Origin of the sequence: Micromonospora sp. MW-13, assembly GCF_003434305.1 — a bacterium.
Classification (GTDB): Bacteria; Actinomycetota; Actinomycetes; order Mycobacteriales; family Micromonosporaceae; genus Micromonospora.
Window position 1 is genome coordinate 379065 of sequence record NZ_QKKX01000009.1, and the last position, 18732, is coordinate 397796.

Consider the following 18732-nt stretch of genomic DNA (forward strand, 5'->3'; position numbering starts at 1 on the left):
TGCGTAGCCGGCACCTGACGGCCATGGCACGACTCGGCGCGGGGCGCAGCGCGGCGCCCCGACGTCCCGGCCGACCGCCACACGACCTCTACGAGGACCGATGAATCCTGTCGTACTGATCGCCGAAGAACTCGCCCCCGCCGCCATCGAGGTGCTCGCCCACGACTTCGACGTCCGGCACGTCGACGGCACCGACCGTCCGGCTCTGCTCTCCGCGCTCTCCGAGGCCGACGCGGTGATCGTGCGCAGCGCCACGCAGATCGACGCCGAGGCGATCGCCGCCGCCCCGCGGCTGAAGGTGGTCGCCCGGGCCGGCGTGGGCCTGGACAACGTCGAGGTGCCGGCCGCCACCGCGCGGGGCGTCATGGTCGTCAACGCCCCCACCTCCAACATCGTGTCCGCCGCCGAGCAGGCCGTCGCGCTGCTGCTGGCCGTGGCCCGCAACACCGCCAGCGCCAGCGCCGCGCTCAAGGCCGGCGAGTGGAAGCGGTCCAGGTACACCGGCGTCGAGGTGCAGGGCAAGACCGTCGGCGTGGTCGGCCTCGGCCGGATCGGGGTGCTCTTCGCGCAGCGGATCGCCGCCTTCGGCACCCGGCTGATCGCGTACGACCCGTACATCCAGCCGGCCCGCGCGGCGCAGCTCGGGGTGCGCCTGGTCGGGCTGGAGGAGCTGCTGCGGGAGAGCGACTTCATCTCGATCCACCTGCCGAAGACCCCGGAGACCGTGGGCCTGATCGGCGAGAAGGAGCTGGCGATCGTCAAGCCGGGGGTGCGGATCGTCAACGCCGCCCGGGGCGGGCTGGTCGACGAGCAGGCCCTCGCCGACGCGATCGCCGAGGGCCGGGTCGGTGGCGCCGGCGTCGACGTGTACGCCAAGGAGCCGTGCACCTCCTCGCCGCTGTTCGCCTTCGACAACGTGGTGGCCACCCCGCACCTGGGCGCCTCCACCGCCGAGGCGCAGGACAAGGCCGGCCTGGCCGTGGCCAGGAGCGTGAAGCTGGCGTTGCAGGGCGAGTTCGTGCCGGACGCGGTCAACGTGCAGGCCGGCGGCGTGGTCGCCGAGGACGTCCGCCCGCTGCTGCCGCTGGCCGAGAAGCTCGGCCGGGCGTTCACCGCCGTGGCCGGCGGGGTGGCCGCCAGCGTCACCGTCGAGGTGCGCGGGGAGATCGTCAACCACGACGTCTCGGTGCTCAAGCTCGCCGCCACCAAGGGGCTGTTCAGCTCCGTGGTCGAGGAGCAGGTCACCTACGTCAACGCGCCGCACCTGGCCGCCGAGCGGGGCGTCGAGGTCAACCTCGCCAGCCAGGGCGAGACCGCCGACCAGCCGACCCTGGTGACCGTGCGCGGCGCGCTGCCGGACGGCCGCACGGTCAGCGTCTCCGGCACGGTCTCCCACGCCGGCGCCCGCGACGTCCTCAAGCTCACCGAGGTGGACGGCTTCGACGTGGAGATCGGCGCGGAGGGCATCCTGCTCTTCCTGCGCTACGCCGACCGGCCGGGCGTGGTCGGCACCGTCGGCACCCTGCTCGGCGAGGCCGGCATCAACATCGCGGCGATGCAGGTGGCCCGCCGGGAGGCCGGCGGCGAGACGCTGATGACCCTCACGGTGGACCAGGCGCTGGGCGCCGACCTGCTCACCTCGGCGGCCGAGTCGATCGGCGCGACCTCGGCCAGCGCCGCCGACCTGCGCGACGAGTAAGGTCCCTCCAGGACCCGCGCGACGCGCGTCCACGCAGGACGGATCGGGGGCCCGGCCGAACGGCCGGGCCCCTCGTCGTACCCGGTCAGCGGCGCGCCGGGGCGGGCGGTGGGTAGACCGAGCCGTCCTGGTAGTCGAACAGCATCAGGTTGCACTCGCCGGCCAGCCGCTCGATGTCGAGCAGCACCTGGTCCTCGCAGGCCGGGTTGAGGTTCATCTCGATGTGGTCGTTGGCCGCGTGCAGGGGCGCGACCTCCCACGGGGAACCCGGTCCCGCCGGCCGGTCCGGATAGCTGGCCGTGATCGCCCGGTAGAAGGCGACGACCCGCGGGTCCGGGTAGCGGTCGCTGTGCTGCCCCTGGCGGCACCGTTGCACCGCTGCCCGCACGTCCGCGGGCGTGGCCCCGTCCGGGAGGGCCCACACGCTCAGATCGAAACTCACGGCGGACAGCGTGCCATCCCGGGCCCGCTAAGTCACCGCGACCCCGCGGCAGGTCAGCCGCGAAACTTCCGATCGTCCCCCGGAGACCGTCCGCTGTGGAGACTCTTGCGTTGAGTTGCGTCGATTCGCTAGCGTACTCGTGCGGTCACTGGCTGAGTTCGGCGTCGGCCCGTCTTCGGGTGGCGCGGTCGACGTTCGGCCGGCCCGGGTCCGTACCCCTCGATTGCGCGAGCCACGCGCACTCGTCGCTGACCGGCCCCCACAGTCGTTGCCGAGACCGTGGGGGCCGATCGCGGGTCCACCCACGGCCGGGATGCGAAGACCGGCCGCCGAGGGTGGCCCCGGTCGGGCTCTCAGCGTCGGCGGTGCGCGAACAACGCCCGGTAGTCCGACCCGGTGCGGAACCAGGCCAGGCCCGTCGGGCCCGCGGCGTAGAGCGCGGTGGCGTACGCGTCGGCCACCGCCAGGTCCGGCCCGATCACGGTGGCGGCGTCGAGCTGGTCGGCGGGCTCCCCGGTGTGCGGGTCGACCACGTGCCCCCGTCGGCCGGTCACCCCGGAGGTGCCCACCGCGCCGGCCGTCATCTCCAGCACGAGCGGGGGCCGGCGGGGGTCGGTCGGGTGGTGCACGGCCACCCGCCACGGGCCCCCGTGCGCGGCGTGCCCGCGTACCACCAGGTCGGCGCCGGTGAGGACGGCGTAGTCGTGGATGCCGGCGGTCCGCAGCCGGGCTGCGGCCCGCTCCACCGCCCAGCCGCCGAGCAGGCCGCCCGGGTCGAAGCCGCCGGGCACCGCCCACGCGTCGAACCAGCCGTCGGTCGCCGCCCGCATCGCGGCGCACCGGTCCACCAGGTCGGCCAGCGGCGGGTACGACTCGGGGCTGATCTCCCCCCGGCGCAGCCGGGAGACGAGGCTGTCCCGCCGGTTCGGGCCGTAGGTGAGGTCGATGGCGCGCAGCTCGGCGACGGCGTCGGCGAGAGCCTCGCCCACCCCGCGCCGGCCCAGCCAGTTCGGGGCGTTGAGCAGCAGGGAGTACTCGGCCGTGCTGGTGCGGACGGTGTGCTGCACGGCGATCCGGTCGACGGCGGTGCCGCCGGCCCGGTCGAGGCGGTGGCTGCGACTGCCCAGGCGCAGGTCGGGGCGGCGGCTGGCGATCGCCGGCTGCTCCACCCACCGGGTGCGCGGCTGCTCGTCGGCCCACCGGTGCCGGGGCTGCTCGTCGATCCGCATCACAGCTACTCCTTCGCTGACGGCGCCGCAGCGTGGCGGCGAATCCCGTCCGGGCCCCCGTGACCCGTTCGCCACCGACCCTAGGCAGCGAAGTTGACCGCATCATGAATCCCACCTGGGAGCCTGCTGTGCATCCCAGTTTCCCAGAATGCGGAAGGGTCGTACCGGGAGGCGGGACGGAGTCGTACCGTTGCCGAAGACGACGAGGCGAGGGAGCTCACGACGTGGCACGGATCGCGGTGGTGGCCGGGGACGGGATCGGACCCGAGGTGGTCGCGCAGGCCCTCAAGGTCGTCGACGCCGTGCTCCCCGGTGTGGAGGCTACCGAGTACGACCTCGGCGCGGCCCGCTACCACCGCACCGGCGAGGTGCTGCCGGACTCAGTGCTGACCGAGTTGGCCGGCCACGACGCGATCCTGCTCGGCGCGGTCGGCGACCCGACCGTCCCGCCGGGCGTGCTGGAGCGCGGCCTGCTGCTCAAGCTCCGGTTCGCCTTCGACCAGTACGTCAACCTGCGCCCGTCGCGGCTGTGGCCCGGCGTGGCCGGCCCGTTGGCCACCGTCAAGCCCGGCGAGGTCGACCTGGTCGTGGTCCGGGAGGGCACCGAGGGGCTCTACGCCGGCGCGGGCGGCTCGCTGCACCGGGACACTCCCGCCGAGGTGGCCACCGAGGAGAGCCTGAACACCCGGCACGGGGTGGAGCGGGTGATCCGCGACGCGTTCGCCCGCGCGTCCCGCCGCGAGCGGCGCAAGGTCACCCTGGTGCACAAGACCAACGTGCTGACCCACGCCGGGTCGCTGTGGGCCCGGGCCTTCGCGGCCGTGGCCGCCGAGCACCCGGACGTGGCCACGGAGTACCAGCACGTCGACGCCGCCGCGATGTTCCTGGTCACCCAGCCCCAGCGGTACGACGTGGTGGTCACCGACAACCTCTTCGGCGACATCCTCACCGACATCGCCGCCGCGGTCACCGGCGGAATCGGGCTGGCCGCCAGCGGCTGCATCAACCCCACCGGGGCGTACCCGTCGATGTTCGAGCCGGTGCACGGCTCCGCGCCGGACATCGCCGGCCAGGGGGTCGCCGACCCGGTGGCCGCCGTGCTCTCCGCCGCCCTGCTGCTCGACCAGCTCGGGCACGCCGAGGCCGCGGCCCGGGTGACCGCCGCCGTCGGCACGGAGCTGGCCGGCCGCGCCCCGGGGGTACCGCTGCGCACCGCCGAGGTGGGCGACCGCCTCGCCGCGCACGCGGTGGCCTGACGGCCCATCCCGCCCCGACGCCCCCGGAAGGGCGTCCGATCAGCCGGAACGTCCGCTCGGGACGTCCGTCCCGCCAGCACGCGGCTACCCGCTGAACGAGCGTTCGGGGTAAATTGCTGGCACCAGTGAATCCGGCGTGCGGTCCCGCGCGCCGTCGTCCCAGGGAGGTCCGCGCGATGAGCGGTGGTGACATGCTCGAATTCGAGATCCGTCCGAATCCCGCGCCGGTATCCGCCGCGGACCGGGCCGCCCTGCTCGCCAACCCGGGCTTCGGCCGGGTCTTCACCGACCACATGGTCACCATCCGGTACGCGGACGGCAAGGGCTGGTACGACGCCCGGGTCGAGGCGCGCGCGCCGATTCCGATGGATCCGGCCGCCGCGGTGCTGCACTACGCGCAGGAGATCTTCGAGGGCCTGAAGGCATACCGCACCGGCGACGCGGTGACCATGTTCCGGCCGGAGGCCAACGCCGCCAGGTTCGCCGCCTCGGCCCGCCGGATGGCGATGCCGCAGCTACCGCCGGAGACGTTCGTCGAGTCGCTGCGCCGGCTGGTGGAGATCGACCGGGAGTGGATCCCCGAGGGCGACGGGAGCAGCCTCTACCTGCGCCCGTTCATGTTCGCCAGCGAGGTCTTCCTCGGTGTCCGCCCGGCCAACGAGTACCTGTACGTGGTCATCGCCTCCCCGGCGGGGGCGTACTTCTCCGGCGGGGTCAAGCCGGTGACGGTGTGGGTCTCGCCGGACTACACCCGCGCGGCCCCGGGCGGCACCGGTGCGGCCAAGTGCGGCGGCAACTACGCCGCCTCGCTGGCCGCCCAGGCCGAGGCGATCGAGGCCGGCTGCGACCAGGTGGTCTTCCTCGACGCCGTGGAGCGCCGCTTCGTCGACGAGCTGGGCGGGATGAACGTCTTCTTCGTCTACGACGACGACACGCTGGTCACCCCGCCGCTGACCGGCACCATCCTGCCGGGCATCACCCGCGACGCGATCCTCACCCTCGCCGCCGAGGCCGGCCACCGGGTCGAGGAGCGGCCGGTCAGCTTCGCCGAGTGGCAGGCCGACGCGACCAGCGGCCGGCTGCGCGAGGCCTTCGCCTGCGGCACCGCGGCCGTGGTCACGCCGATCGGCGAGGTCCGCTTCCCCGACGGCGAGTTCCTGGTGGGCGGGGGCGAGCCGGGCCGGGTGACCACCGACCTGCACCGGCGGCTGGTGGACATCCAGCGCGGCCGGGCCGCCGACCCGCACGGCTGGGTCACCCAGGTCCACTGAGCGCGCCGGGGGAGCGGCCGGGCCGGGAAGTCACTCCAGCAGGTGGTCGCGGAGGGCGGCGAGCTGGGCGTCGGTGACGCCGGCGTGCCGCAGGTACTCCTCGGCGGAGCCGTGTCCCGCGCGCAGTTCGGTCAGGAACAGCGACATCGCCTCGGCCGGGGACGCCAGGAACGGTGCGGGGAGCTCCTCGGTCTCGGGGGTGGTGGCGGCCACCCAGGCGCTGAACCGCGCCGCCGCCTCCGTGCTCAGCGCGTAGTCGGCGGCGATGTCGGCGTCGCTCACGCCGAGCGCCGAGAGGGTCAGCGCGCAGACGATGCCGGTGCGGTCCTTGCCGGCCACGCAGTGCACGACGACCGGGGCGGCGGCACCGTCGGCGATCAGCCCGACCGCCTCGGCGAGCCCGGCGGCGCCGGTCCCGGCGAGGTCGGCGTACCGGTCGGCGAGGTAGCGGGCCAGGCTGGAGCCGGGCTCGTACTGCGACTCCGACCACGCGGTGTGCTCCGGGTGGATGTGCCGGTAGGTGAGCCCGTCCAGCTCCGGCACCCGGCCGTCCCGGGCCACCTCGAACGGGCGGCGCAGGTCGATCACCGTGCGGATGCCGAGGGCGACGAAGGCGTCCCGGTCGGCGCCGTCGATCCGGTGGGGTGAGTCCGAACGGTAGAGCCGGCCCCAGGCGACGGCGCGCCCGTCGCCGGTCGGGTAGCCGCCGACGTCGCGGAAGTTGAACATCGTGGAGAAGGAAATCCTGCGGTGTGCCTCGATCGGGTCCACCCCTGACACGGTAGCGGCCGGTGGGGTTGAACCCCACCGGCCGCGACGGTGCATCGATCCCGCCGGCCGTGCCGGTGGCGCGGCTCAGCGCGCGGTGCCCGGGGGCAGGCTGCCGTAGCTCTCGTCGTAGTAGCCACCGAGCTTGTCCCGGTACGCCGGGTCGCTGTGGCTGTCCTCGTCGTACTCGGGCGCGGCCTTGATCTGGTCCTTGGCGCGGTCGACGTACACCTTGCGCTCGTCGTGGTCGACGTGGTTGACCGTGCCGGCCGGCAGCATGACCTTCTTGCCGAAGATCCACGGGCCGGTGTCGACCACGAGGTAGCTGCCGCCGACCTCGTGACTCGCGCTGTCGATCTTGCCGATGCCGCCGTCGGTGGCCTCGATCTTGTAGCCGACCAGGTCGGCGTCGGCCACCGACGCCCGGTCGCGGTAGCTCCACGGGTCGAACGCGCCGGCGGGGGCGCCGCCGGCGATCGCGCCCTGCCCGCCGTGGGTCATGGGCTCCGGTGTGCCGTGCGTGGTGTGCGGGTCGAGCCTGTCCATGGGGTGCTCCTGCCTCGACTGTCGTAGTCGCGTCGGAGAGAAGGTGTTCTCGTGTCCGAAATACACCTACCCAGCCCGGTCGGCCCCTACACGCGTACGGCGCGAACGCCGACTCCGCCGGTGCCGCGACCGCGGCACCGGCGGAGTCTGGACGGCCGGTTCAGGCCAGCGCGGCCTGCGCATCGAGGGCCACCGCGGCGGCGTGCACCACGGCGGCGATCCGCAGCCCCTCGTGCACCTGCTCGCGGGTGTAGCCCGCCCCGCGCAGCGTCTTCTCGTGTGACTCCAGGCAGACGCCGCAGCCGGTGATCGCCGAGACGGCGAGGCACCACAGCTCGAAGTCGCCCTTCTCCACGCCGGGCCTGGCGATGATCTGCATCCGCAGCCGGGCCGGCATCGACGCGTACTGGTCGTCGCCGATGAGGTGCTTGGCCCGGTAGTAGACGTTGTTCATCGCCATGATCGTGGCGGCGCCCTTGGCCGCCTCGACCGCCTCGGGGGTGAGGTGCCCGGCCGCCTCGGCGGCGATCTCCCGCAGCACCACCGGGTTGCGCGCCGCGACGGCGCAGGCCAGCGCGGTGCCCCAGGCCTGCTCCGGCTTCAGCGTCGAGGTGCCGACGGTGGAGCCGAGATTGAGCTTGATGTCCTTGGCGTACTCGGGCAGGGCCGCCTTGACCGCGTCCAGACCCATCGTCAGGCCCCGGCGCCGGCGAGCAGCTTGGTGGCGTCGAGGGTGTCGCCGCCCTTGTTCCAGTTGCACGGGCACAGCTCGTCGGTCTGCAACGCGTCGAGCACCCGCAGCACCTCGGAGACGTTCCGGCCGACCGAGCCGGCGGTCACCATGGCGAACTGGATCTCGTTGTCCGGGTCGACGATGAAGGTGGCGCGCTGGGCCACGCCGTCCTCGCCGAGCACGCCGCAGGCGGCGGTCAGCTCGCGCTTGATGTCGCTGAGCATCGGGAAGGGCAGCTCGCGCAGGTCCGGGTGGTCCTTGCGCCAGGCGTAGTGGACGAACTCGTTGTCCACCGACACGCCGAGCACCTGGGCGTCCCGGTCGGCGAACTCGCCGTTCAGCCGGCCGAACTCGGCGATCTCCGTCGGGCAGATGAAGGTGAAGTCCTTCGGCCAGAAGAAGACCACCCGCCACTTGCCCTGGTGCGACTTGTGGTTGATCGACTCGAACGCGTTGTCGGCGTCGAGGGACACGCAGGCGGTGAGTTCGTACTCGGGGAAGCGGTCACCGACAGTGAGCACGGGGTCCTCCTTGACAGCGGCACGAGGCCGGTAACTGGATCGGTTCCAGATACTTCCGCAGCGGTGTTTCGGCTTGATAGCGGCCAGGTGACTTGTGAAACCGATCACCAACGGCGGGCTCTGCCCCGCAGGCGAGGGCGGTTGCGGTATCGCAACCCTGAGTCACCGTCCCGGCATGTGGATTGTGCCTCCCAAAACCGTGGGCCGAGTGGCAGAGTGGTGATCGTGACCAGCAGCGTCGTCATTATCGGCACCTAGCGCGCCCGGCCTCCCCTCCGCCGAGCGCGCAGACCTCCCGCATCCGCGGGGGGTCTTTTTGTTGGTCCCGCCCCCGCCGCCCGCCCCGTCCCACCCGCGCCCGAGAGGACTCCCCATGACGTTCCAGGTCTACGACACGACGCTGCGCGACGGCGCCCAGCGAGAGGGGCTCACCTACTCGGTGGTCGACAAGCTGGCCGTCGCCCGGCTGCTCGACGAGTTCGGGGTCGGCTTCATCGAGGGGGGCTGGCCGGGCGCCGTGCCGAAGGACACCGAGTTCTTCCGCCGGGCCCGCACCGAGCTTGACCTGAAGCACGCCCAGCTCGTCGCGTTCGGGGCGACCCGCAAGGCCGGCGTCGCGGTGGCCGTCGACCCGCAGGTCCAGGCGCTGCTGGACGCGGGGACCCCGGCCGTCGCGCTGGTCGCCAAGGCCGACCTGCGGCACGTCGAGCGGGCCCTGCGCACCACCGCCGCCGAGAACCTGGCGATGATCCGGGACACGGTGGCGCACCTGGTCGCCGAGGGGCGGCGGGTCTTCGTCGACGGCGAGCACTTCTTCGACGGCTACCGGCACGACCCGGCGTACGGGGCGGCGGTGGTCCAGACCGCGCTGGCCGCCGGCGCCGAGGTGATGGTGCTCTGCGACACCAACGGCGGGATGCTGCCCTCCCAGGTGACCGCCGCGATCGCCGACCTGGTCGCCCGGACCGGCGTCGACGCCGGGCGGCTCGGCATGCACGCCCAGAACGACACCGCCTGCGCGGTGGCCAACACCATCGCGGCCGTCGAGGCCGGCGTCCGCCACGTGCAGGGCACCGCCAACGGGTACGGCGAGCGCCCCGGCAACGCCGACCTCTTCGCCGTCGTCGCCAACCTCCAGCTCAAGCTCGGGCTGCCGGTCCTACCGGAGGGCTGCCTGGAGCAGATGGTGCGGGTCTCCCACGCCATCGCCGAGATCGCCAACATCGCCCCCGACACCCACCAGGCGTACGCCGGGGCCGCCGCCTTCGCCCACAAGGCGGGGCTGCACGCGAGCGCGATCAAGGTGGATCCGCTGCTCTACAACCACGTGGACCCATCGGTGGTGGGCAACGACATGCGGATCCTGGTCACCGAGATGGCCGGCCGGGCCAGCGTCGAGCTCAAGAGCCGCGAGCTTGGCCTGGACCTGGCCGGCCATCCGGAGACCCTGTCGAGGGTGACCAGCCGGGTGAAGGAGCTGGAGGCCGGCGGCTGGTCCTTCGAGGCCGCCGACGCCTCCTTCGAGCTGCTGGTCCGCTCCGAGCTGGCCGGCGCCGCGCCGGCCCGGCCGTTCGCCCTGGAGTCGTACCGGGTGCTGGTCGAGCACCGGGAGGACGGCGCGGTGGTGTCCGAGGCCACTGTGAAGATCCGGGTACGCGGTGAGCGGGTGATCGCCACGGCCGAGGGCAACGGACCGATCAACGCCCTCGACGAGGCGCTGCGGGTCGGCCTGTCCCGGCACTACCCGGAGCTGCGCGACTTCGAGCTGGCCGACTACAAGGTGCGCATCCTGGAGGGCAGCCACGGCACCGGCGCGGTGACCCGGGTGCTGGTGGAGACCGCCGACGGGACGGGCCGGGACTGGACGACCGTCGGCGTGCACCCCAACGTGGTGGAGGCGTCCTGGCACGCCCTCGTCGACGCGCTCACCTACGGCCTCGACCGCGCCCACGCCTGAGCGGGAGCGCCGTACCGAAGCGGCCGGGCCCGCCCGCTCACCCACCCGCCGGGGGCGGGGCGGGCAGCCGCAGCCCGGCGAGGACCGCGCGGTGGTCGCTGCCCGGCAGCGGGTGCACCGCCACCGACCGGACGGCGATCCGCCGGTCCACCAGCACGTGGTCGATCGTCACCGGCGGGATCGGGTCGCCGTCGTAGGGCCCCCAGGTGCCGGCGAGCCCGGTACCGGCGGCGTCGGCCGCGTCGGCGTACCCGGTGGCCAGCAGGGCGCGCAGCGGCGCGTGGTCGAGGGTGGCGTTGAAGTCCCCGGCCAGGATCGACAGCCCCGCCGCCGGGGTGGCCGCCGGCTGTGATTCCAGGTCGGCACGCCAGGGCCCGACCTGGTCGACCGCGTACGGGGCCGCCGGGTGGGCCGACTCGACCCGCACCGGCGGCCCGCCCGGCGGCGTCACCGTGCCGTACGCCTGGCTGAACCCCCAGCCGCCGCGGTTCTGCCGGATCCCGCCCCCGGCGATCGGGAAGCGGGCGTAGAGGCCCGAGCCGGTGGTGCCCACCTGCGGGTTGAGCTGCCGGTGGGGCAGCAGGCCGGCCAGGCCCAGCCGGTCCAGCTCGGCCGCCGCGTCCGGGGTGAACTCCTGCACCGTCAGCACGTCGACCCGGTGCGCGCGGACCAGGTCCACCACGGTGCGGGCATCGGCAGCGCCGGCCAGCAGGTTGGCGGTGAGCAGCCGCAGCTCCGGCCCCCGCGCGGCGGGCTGCCCGGCGGGCAGCGCCCGGGGCCCGACCGCCCCGATCAGCGCCACCGCGACGAGGGCCGCGACCGCCGCCGGCCAGCGCCGCCGCAGGGCGAGCGCGAGCAGCAGCGGCACGGGCGTCCAGGCCGCGACGTACGGGGTGAAGGCGACCGCCTGCACGAGCGGGCCCCGTTCCAGGCCGGGCAGCCGCACCGCCGCCCAGGCCAGCCCGGGCGCCACGGCCAGCCAGCAGAGTCCCGCGCGGACCCGGGCGCCCCGGTCGAGCCCGGGCGGCGCCTTCTCGGACGTGCTCACGGAGCCACGCTAACGCCTCCGGCCGGCGCCCGGCGCACTGGCGTCCCGAATGCCTTTCGTGAATTGTCCGGCGCTCACATCTCGCATTTTTCCGAAAGCCTGAACAAATCTGAAACGCCGCCGTCGGCTATTGACCCAGCACTTTTTCCGATGCTAGTTTCCACCTGGTTCCAGCCCTGGCACTCTCGGTAGTTATAGCTGTTCAGAGGCCATCTGGCGGCCCGTCCGGCAATCGTCAACGCGTCGGCGGCGGCTGTGCCGACGCCTTTCCGCAGCACCGGTCGGGCTCGGAAGCAATCCGGCTCGTTGCCTGACGAGCCGGTCGTGTCGACACGGTCAACAAAAGGGGGACCTGTCATGGCGAGATTCATTTCCGGTAGGGCGGTTGCGGTCACGTTCGGCGTGCTGGCGCTGACGCTGGCCGGTGGTGGCATCGCCGCCGCCCAGACGACGGCGGCGAAGCCCGCGGCCCAGACCGGGCAGCCGGGCGCCCGACCCGCCGCCCCGGCCGGCCAGCCGGCGTTGACGCCGGCCGAGGCCGCCCAGGCCAAGGCCGCGCTGCAGGAGGGCGCGAGCCCGTCGTTCGTGGCCGGCTCCACCTCCTTCGCGGTGGTCAGCGCCGCCGGCGTGCTGGTCCGCGGGCACGACGCGGTCTCCACGACCAAGTACGGCCCCGGCCAGTACCAGGTCGTGTTCAACCACAGCCTGACCCGGGGCGGCTACGTGGCCACCATCGGCGACGCCGCCGATTGCTGCATCCCGCCGACCGGCCAGGTCTCGGTCGCGCCGCGGCTCGGCACGCCGAACGGCGTGTTCGTGCAGACCTTCGACTCGACCGGCGCCGCGGCGGACCGACCCTTCCACCTGTCGGTGTTCACCCCCTGATCCGTACCACCGGACGACGCCGGCCCCGGACGGGCCGGCGTCGTCGCGTCCGTTACCGGACCTGGGGCGCGCTTCGCGGCGGATGGCGAGGGTCGTCCCGGTCAGGGGACAAAGGCACCCCGAGTGGCGTAGATTCCGACGTTTGCCGGACCGCCGCCACGGGAAGCAAGCACCGTGACGGACATCTCGGACACCCTGGCCAGCCTGCCCAGCCCGGTCGATCCCGATCCGACCGGCGCCGAGCTGCAACAGACGCTCTTCGAGGTCAAACGCGTGATCGTCGGGCAGGATCGGCTCGTCGAACGCCTGCTCACCGCGCTGCTCGCGAACGGCCACTGCCTGCTGGAGGGCGTCCCCGGCGTGGCCAAGACGCTCGCCGCGCAGACGCTCGCCACCGTGGTCGGCGGGACCTTCTCCCGGATCCAGTTCACCCCGGACCTGGTGCCCTCCGACATCGTCGGCACCCGCATCTACCGGGCCTCGAAGGAGAGCTTCGACGTCGAGCTCGGCCCGATCATGGCCAACCTGGTGCTCGCCGACGAGATCAACCGCGCCCCCGCCAAGGTGCAGTCCGCGCTGCTCGAGGCGATGGCCGAGCGGCAGGTCTCCATCGGCGGGCGGAGCTGGCCCGTCCCCGACCCGTTCCTGGTGCTCGCCACCCAGAACCCGATCGAGTCCGAGGGGGTGTACCAGCTTCCCGAGGCACAGCGCGACCGGTTCCTCCTCAAGATCGTCGTGGACTACCCGGGGGACGCCGACGAGCTGGCCATCCTCTACCGGATGAGCGCCGGCCGGCCGAGCCCCCGCCCGGTCCTCGACCCCGGCCGGCTACGCGCGCTGCAACGCCGGGCCGGCGACGTCTTCGTGCACCACGCCCTCGCCGAGTACGTCGTCCGGCTGATCCTGGCCACCCGGGACCCGGGCCGGTTCGGGCTGCCCGAGATCGCGCCGCTGCTGGCGTACGGGGCCAGCCCCCGGGCCACCCTCGGCCTGGTCGCCGCCGCCCGGGCCCAGGCGCTGCTGCGCGGCCGGGACCACGTGCTGCCCGAGGACGTCCGGGAACTGGCGGTGGACGTCCTCGCCCACCGGCTGGTGCTCTCCTTCGACGCGGTGGCCGATGGGGTCTCCGCCGAGGCGGTCGTGCACCGGCTGGTCGACGCGGTGCCGCCGCCCCGGATCGCCACCCAGCACACCGGGTACGCCACCGACCTGGCGGCGGCGTGAGGGGCCCCGCCGCCCCGCCGGCGCGGAGCGGGACCCCGCCGGCCGACCCGACCCTGGCCGACCTCGCGCCCGACGGGCGGCTGCGCCGGCTGGAGCTGACCGTCACCCGCCGCCTGGACGGGCTGCTGCACGGCCAGTACCGCGGGCTGCTGCCCGGCCCGGGCAGCGAGGTCGCCGGCAGCCGTGAGTACCGGCCGGGCGAGGACGAGGTACGCCGGATGGACTGGGCCGTCACCGCCCGGACCACCGTCCCGCACGTCCGCGAGGTCGACGCCGACCGGGAGCTGACCACCTGGCTGCTGGTGGACGCCAGCCCCAGCATGGAGTACGGCACCGCCGAGCTGGACAAGCGCGAGCTGGCGGTGGCGGCGGTGGCGGCGGTCGGCTTCCTCACCGCCGGCTCCGGCAACCGGCTCGGCGCGCAACTGCTGGCCCCGGACGGGCTGCGCCGGTTCCCCGCCCGCAGCGGCCGGACCCACCTGCTCGGTCTGCTCCGGGCGCTGCTGTCCGCGCCGCGCGTCGGCGGCTACGACCCGGACACCGCGCCGCTGGCGCCCCCGGACCTGACCGACGGCCTGGCCGCGGTGGGGCGGGTCGCCGCCCGACGGGGCCTGGTCGTGGTGGTCTCCGACTTCCTCGACGGGCTGCCCGACGAACCGGCGGCCCCGCCGCCGTGGGAGGCGCCGCTGCGCCGGCTCGCCGTGCGGCACCAGGTGCTCGCCGTGCAGGTGACCGACCCGCGCGAGCTGGAGCTGCCGGACGTCGGCCTGATCACCCTGGTCGACCCGGAGACCGGCCGGCGGCGGGAGGTGTGGACCGGCGACCCCCGGCTGCGTCAGCGGTACGCCGAGGCCGCCGTCGCCCAACGCGACCAGGTCCGCCAGGCGCTGCGCCGGTGCGGTGCGGGCCACCTGCCGCTGCGCACCGACCGGGACTGGTGCGCCGACATCGTCCGGCACGTGCACGCCCAGCGCCGGCTCGCCCTGGCGCCGGCGGCGAGCGGCGGCGGCCCGACGCCGCGGCCGGGCGCGGCCCGGGGAGGTGCCGCGTGACCTGGCAGTCACCCGCCCGGCTCTGGTTGCTGCTCGGAGTCGCCGCCCTCGCCGCCGGCTACCTGCTGGCCCAGCGCCGCCGCAGCCGGTACGCCGTCCGCTTCACCAACCTGCGGCTGCTCGACCGGGTCGCCCCGCACCGCCCCGCGTGGCGCCGACACGTTCCGGCCGGCCTCTTCCTGGCCATGCTGGGGCTGCTGGTGGTGGGCTTCGCCCGGCCGCACGACGAGGTGCGGGTGCCCCGGGAACGGGCCACCGTCATGGTGGCCGTGGACGTGTCCACCTCGATGCTCGCCTCCGACGTCGACCCGGACCGGCTCAGCGCGGCCAAGCACGCCGCCCGGCGGTTCGTCGACGGCCTGCCCGACGAGTTCAACGTGGGGCTGGTCGCGTTCGCCGGCAGCGCGGCGGTGCTGGTGCCGCCCGGCACCGACCGGGAGTCGCTGCACGAGGGGATCGACCGCCTCGCCGAGGGCGCCACCGGCGTGCAGGGCACCGCCATCGGGGAGGCGATCAACACCTCGCTCGGCGCGGTGAAGGGGCTGGACAGCCAGGCGGCCAAGCAGCCACCGCCGGCCCGGATCATCCTGCTCTCCGACGGGGCGAACACCTCCGGCATGGACCCGATGGAGGCCGCCGACGAGGCGGTCGCGGCGAAGGTGCCGGTGCACACCATCTCGTTCGGCACCCCGTCCGGGTTCGTCGACCGGGGCGGCCGGCCCATCCAGGTGCCGGTGGACGGGCAGACCCTCCGGGCGGTAGCCGACTCCACCGGGGGCGGCTTCCACGAGGCGACCAGCAGCGCGGAGCTGCGGGCGGTCTACGACGACATCGGCACCTCGGTCGGCTACCGCCGGGAACGGCAGGACGTCTCCGCCCGGTTCATCGGGCTCGGGCTGGTCCTGGCGATGGGGGCAGCGGCGGGGTCGATGCGGTGGTTCTCCCGGCTGCCCTGAACCGGCCGAGCGCGGGTCCCGGGGCGTCGGCGCGCCGACCCTTCCGGGTGACCGAGACGGACATCCGCGGTGACGAGGACGTGAGGAGCGCACGCATGGCAGTGCAGACCGGACTGGGCGAGCCGCGCGGACCGTGGTTCGTCTCGCCCGAACTCGACCCGGACGGACGCAGCCGGTGGGACGTACCCGGCCAGGAGGGGGGCGGGCGGCGGCGCGGCTGGCGGGACCGGCTGCTGGCCGCGGCCGGGGTGGTGGCCCTGTCCACCCTGTCCGGCGCGGCGGCCGGCGCGTGGGTCGCCGACCAGGCCGGCGCGCCGGGTCCGGCCGCGGCATCGGCGGCGCCGGTGCCCGCCGAGCTGGTCACCGCCGCCGAGCGGACCGTGCCGGGCGTGGTGTCGGTGCTGGTCGGGGGCGGCTCCGGCGCCGGGGCGACCGGCTCCGGGTTCGCCATCGACGACCAGCAACACCTGATCACCAACGACCACATCCTGGCCAAGGGGGGCGGGGGAGCGGTGACGGTGGAGCTGCCGGACGGCCGGCGGTTCGCCGCCGAGGTGGTCGGCCGGGAACCGGGCAGCGACCTGGCCGTGCTCCGGGTGCCCCCGGACGCCGGCCTGGCCCCGCTGCCACTGGCCAAGCCGGGCGCCACCCGGGTCGGCGAGCCGGTGCTCGCGGTCGGTTCCCCGCTCGGGCTGGCCGGCACCGTCACCGCGGGTATCGTCAGCGCGCTCGACCGTCAGGTGCGGCTCGGTACCAACCGGCACCGGGCCGTGCAGACCGACGCGTCGATCAACCCGGGCAACTCCGGCGGCCCACTGGTCAACGCCCGGGGCGAGGTGGTCGGGGTGAACACCGCCATCGCCACCATCGACGGCAGCGGCTCGATCGGCATCGGCTTCGCCATCCCGATCGACCAGGTGCAGCAGACCGCCGACACCATCATCGGCAAGGGTGGCTGAGCCGGGTCGTCCGCCCGGCCCCTCGGCTCCGCACCACGGGCGCGGGTGGGGCGCTAGCCTCGGGGCGTGGACGACGGACTGCGGGTGACCGACCGACTGGTCGTGCCGGACGCCGAGCTGCGGGAGCGGTTCTCCCGCTCGTCGGGCCCGGGTGGGCAGGGCGTCAACACCACCGACTCGCGGGTGGAGCTGAGCTTCGACGTGGCCGGCTCGCCGAGCCTGCCGGAACCGCTGCGCGCCCGGGCGCTGCAACGCCTGGCCGGCCGGCTGGTCGACGGGGTGCTCACCGTGGCCGCCAGCGAGCACCGGGCCCAACTCGCCAACCGGGAGGCGGCCCGGCAACGGATGGCGGCGCTGCTGCGCGAGGCGGTGGCCCCGCCGCCCCCGCCGCGCCGCCCGACCCGCCCGTCCCGGGGCGCCAAGGAGCGCCGCCTCGCCGACAAGAAGCGCCAGTCCCAGCGCAAGCGCGACCGCCGGGCCGAGGGCGACTGACCGTCCCGGGGCGGAAATCGGCGGCGGCGCGGCGGGGCCGGCCGTAGCGTGCCGGGGCGTGAGCACCCCACCGACGCCCGACTTCTCCGTCAAGCCCACCCTCACCGGGGACCGCGTGGTCCTGCGCCCGTTCGTCGACGACGACGTGGCGGCCCTCCGCGCCGCGGTGACCGACCCCGAGGTCCGCCGGCTGACCGGCAGCCCGCCCGACGAACTCGACGAGCAGCGGCTGCGCGACTGGTACGGCAGCCGCAACGCGCAGACCGACCGGCTCGACCTCGCGGTGGTCGACCGGGCCACCGGCGACTGCGTCGGCGAGGTCGTCCTCAACGACTGGGACGAGTGGAACCGCGCCTGCAACTTCCGCACCCTGTTCGCCGCGGCCGGCCGGAACCGGGGGCTGGGCACCGAGGCGGTGCGGCTGGTCGTCGGGTACGGCTTCGAGCGGCTCGGCCTGCACCGGATCTCGCTGGAGGTGTTCGCGGTCAATCCGCGGGCCCGGCGGGTCTACGAGAAGGTCGGGTTCGTCGCCGAGGGGGTACTGCGCCAGGTGCTGCGCGACGGCGACGACTGGGTCGACGCCACGGTGATGTCGATCCTCGCCCCCGAGTGGGCGACGCACCGCGGCCACCCCTGACGCGGGCCGCGCCCGTCCGGGGCGCCGGGCCGTCGTGGGCGACCCGGGCCGGCGGGTGCCGGCATGCCGCTGGGCGACTCGATCACCGGCTCGCCCGGCTGCTGGCGGTCCATCCTGTGGAACCGCCTCCAGTCCACCGGCCGCGGGCGTCGGGAGGGGCCCCTCCGCTCAGCCGAGCGCGGCGAGCAGCCGGGCGCGCAGGACGGCGGCCCGCTCGGCGAACCCGCGCTGCGCGGCGGCGTACTCGGCGCGGCCCTCCGGCGTCTCCACCCGCACCGGTGGGTACCCGAGCGCGGCCAGGTCGTACGGGCTGGCCCGCATGTCCAGCGCGCGGATCTCCCGGGCCAGGGCGAAGCCGTCGGCCACCAGCTCCGAGCAGACCAGCGGGGAGAGCTTGTACGCCCACTTGTAGAGGTCCATGTTGGCGTGTAGGCAGCCCGGCTGCTCCAGATCGTGCTGGCTCTCCCGGGTCGGGGCGAGCAGGTTCAGCGGCCGGGCCGGCGCGGTGAAGAACCGGTACGCGTCGAAGTGGCTGCACCGCACGCCCCGCTCCTCGACCACGGCTGCCGTCTCCGCCGGGCTGAGCCGCAGCGGCCACGCGTTGTGGCGTACCTCCTCCTGGGTCTGCCGGTAGACCATCGCCCACTCGTGCATCCCGAAGCAGCCCAGGTGCGCCGGCCGGCCGGCGGTCGCCGCGAGCAGGGCGCGGATCCAGTCGACCGAGTCGGCCCGCCGGGCGCGTACCCCCTCGGTGTCGAGGGTGAGCCCGCTGGCGGTGGCCCGGTAGTCCGGGCCGAACTCGGCCGGGTCCGCGCCGCGCAGCACCGCGCCCGCCCCGGGATGCCAGCGGCGGAGCTGGGCGGGGCGGTGCGAGTAGTAGGTGAAGAGGAAGTCCTCCACCGGATGCTTCGCGCCGGTGCGGCGGCGGGCCAGGTGCGGGGCCAGCCACCCGTCGACCCGCTTCTCGTGGGCGCGCCGCCGGGCCTGCCAGTCGGCCAGGTCGAGCGGTGCGGCGGGGGCGAGGGCGGCGGTCACCGACCCAGCGTACGACCGTCGC

The 18732-nt window shown here is 74.6% G+C and carries 19 protein-coding genes; 11 read left to right on the forward strand and 8 right to left on the reverse strand.

The genetic code is table 11. From position 1 onward, the window contains the following. Nucleotides 1-100 precede the first annotated feature (100 nt). Entirely contained in the window at nt 101-1699 is a 1599-nt protein-coding gene (serA, locus tag C5N14_RS05800) for a phosphoglycerate dehydrogenase (RefSeq protein WP_117666205.1), read from the forward strand. An 85-nt stretch (nt 1700-1784) separates the two neighbouring features. Here serA and C5N14_RS05805 read toward each other — a convergent pair whose 3' ends face one another. Both C5N14_RS05805 and C5N14_RS05810 read right to left on the reverse strand, forming a co-directional pair. Next, on the reverse strand, nt 1785-2141 hold the full coding sequence (locus C5N14_RS05805; protein WP_117666207.1) for a hypothetical protein: 357 nt from the start codon (nt 2139-2141) through the stop codon (nt 1785-1787). Between the two features lie 353 nt (nt 2142-2494). Beyond that, nucleotides 2495-3370 (reverse strand): FAD:protein FMN transferase, encoded by an 876-nt coding sequence (locus C5N14_RS05810; protein WP_117666209.1) that lies wholly within the window; start codon nt 3368-3370, stop codon nt 2495-2497. 224 nt (nt 3371-3594) lie between these two features. On the opposite strand from C5N14_RS05810, the gene C5N14_RS05815 reads away from it, so the two are divergent. Then, on the forward strand, nt 3595-4626 hold the full coding sequence (locus C5N14_RS05815) for a 3-isopropylmalate dehydrogenase (protein ID WP_117666211.1): 1032 nt from the start codon (nt 3595-3597) through the stop codon (nt 4624-4626). A gap of 176 nt (nt 4627-4802) precedes the next feature. Continuing rightward, nucleotides 4803-5897, forward strand: a complete 1095-nt coding sequence (locus C5N14_RS05820) for a branched-chain amino acid aminotransferase (protein WP_117666213.1) — start codon at nt 4803-4805, stop codon at nt 5895-5897. Between the two features lie 30 nt (nt 5898-5927). Here C5N14_RS05820 and C5N14_RS05825 read toward each other — a convergent pair whose 3' ends face one another. The 4 genes from C5N14_RS05825 to C5N14_RS05840 all read right to left on the reverse strand — a co-directional run bounded on the left by C5N14_RS05825 (nt 5928) and on the right by C5N14_RS05840 (nt 8465). Continuing rightward, nucleotides 5928-6668 (reverse strand): tyrosine-protein phosphatase, encoded by a 741-nt coding sequence (locus tag C5N14_RS05825; protein ID WP_371685799.1) that lies wholly within the window; start codon nt 6666-6668, stop codon nt 5928-5930. An 84-nt stretch (nt 6669-6752) separates the two neighbouring features. Beyond that, nucleotides 6753-7211 (reverse strand): PRC-barrel domain-containing protein, encoded by a 459-nt coding sequence (locus tag C5N14_RS05830; protein ID WP_117666216.1) that lies wholly within the window; start codon nt 7209-7211, stop codon nt 6753-6755. 160 nt (nt 7212-7371) lie between these two features. Continuing rightward, nucleotides 7372-7902 carry a carboxymuconolactone decarboxylase family protein gene (locus C5N14_RS05835; protein WP_117666218.1) on the reverse strand — a complete coding sequence of 177 codons (531 nt, stop codon included), beginning with the start codon at nt 7900-7902 and terminating at the stop codon, nt 7372-7374. A 2-nt stretch (nt 7903-7904) separates the two neighbouring features. Continuing rightward, nucleotides 7905-8465, reverse strand: a complete 561-nt coding sequence (locus tag C5N14_RS05840; protein WP_117666220.1) for a peroxiredoxin — start codon at nt 8463-8465, stop codon at nt 7905-7907. A 373-nt stretch (nt 8466-8838) separates the two neighbouring features. Here C5N14_RS05840 and cimA point away from each other — a divergent pair, with 373 nt between their 5' ends. Then, nucleotides 8839-10422, forward strand: coding sequence for a citramalate synthase (gene cimA, locus C5N14_RS05845; RefSeq protein WP_117666222.1), 1584 nt, complete (start codon nt 8839-8841; stop codon nt 10420-10422). A 37-nt stretch (nt 10423-10459) separates the two neighbouring features. On the opposite strand, the gene C5N14_RS05850 is transcribed toward cimA, so the two are convergent. Continuing rightward, nucleotides 10460-11401 (reverse strand): endonuclease/exonuclease/phosphatase family protein, encoded by a 942-nt coding sequence (locus tag C5N14_RS05850; RefSeq protein WP_243639260.1) that lies wholly within the window; start codon nt 11399-11401, stop codon nt 10460-10462. 426 nt (nt 11402-11827) lie between these two features. On the opposite strand from C5N14_RS05850, the gene C5N14_RS05855 reads away from it, so the two are divergent. The 7 genes from C5N14_RS05855 to C5N14_RS05885 all read left to right on the forward strand — a co-directional run bounded on the left by C5N14_RS05855 (nt 11828) and on the right by C5N14_RS05885 (nt 17675). Continuing rightward, on the forward strand, nt 11828-12355 hold the full coding sequence (locus C5N14_RS05855) for a hypothetical protein (RefSeq protein WP_117666227.1): 528 nt from the start codon (nt 11828-11830) through the stop codon (nt 12353-12355). A gap of 174 nt (nt 12356-12529) precedes the next feature. Next, nucleotides 12530-13579: a MoxR family ATPase gene (locus C5N14_RS05860; RefSeq protein WP_117666229.1), complete on the forward strand. Its 1050-nt coding sequence runs from the start codon at nt 12530-12532 to the stop codon at nt 13577-13579. After that, the gene (locus C5N14_RS05865; protein WP_117666231.1) at nt 13576-14631 is read left to right on the forward strand and encodes a DUF58 domain-containing protein; all 1056 of its coding nucleotides are present in this window, start codon (nt 13576-13578) and stop codon (nt 14629-14631) included. Before C5N14_RS05860 ends, C5N14_RS05865 begins: the two co-directional genes overlap by 4 nt. Beyond that, nucleotides 14628-15587, forward strand: coding sequence for a VWA domain-containing protein (locus C5N14_RS05870; protein WP_117666233.1), 960 nt, complete (start codon nt 14628-14630; stop codon nt 15585-15587). The genes C5N14_RS05865 and C5N14_RS05870 overlap by 4 nt, the downstream gene beginning before the upstream one ends. Nucleotides 15588-15682: 95 nt before the next feature. Next, nucleotides 15683-16546 carry a S1C family serine protease gene (locus C5N14_RS05875; protein WP_117666235.1) on the forward strand — a complete coding sequence of 288 codons (864 nt, stop codon included), beginning with the start codon at nt 15683-15685 and terminating at the stop codon, nt 16544-16546. A 66-nt stretch (nt 16547-16612) separates the two neighbouring features. Continuing rightward, complete coding sequence (gene arfB / locus C5N14_RS05880) at nt 16613-17038, forward strand: alternative ribosome rescue aminoacyl-tRNA hydrolase ArfB (RefSeq protein WP_117666237.1); 426 nt, start codon at nt 16613-16615, stop codon at nt 17036-17038. Between the two features lie 58 nt (nt 17039-17096). Next, nucleotides 17097-17675, forward strand: a complete 579-nt coding sequence (locus C5N14_RS05885) for a GNAT family N-acetyltransferase (protein ID WP_117666239.1) — start codon at nt 17097-17099, stop codon at nt 17673-17675. Nucleotides 17676-17843: 168 nt separating this feature from the next. Here C5N14_RS05885 and C5N14_RS05890 read toward each other — a convergent pair whose 3' ends face one another. Next, the gene (locus C5N14_RS05890; RefSeq protein ID WP_117666241.1) at nt 17844-18710 is read right to left on the reverse strand and encodes a 3-methyladenine DNA glycosylase; all 867 of its coding nucleotides are present in this window, start codon (nt 18708-18710) and stop codon (nt 17844-17846) included. Nucleotides 18711-18732 lie beyond the last annotated feature (22 nt).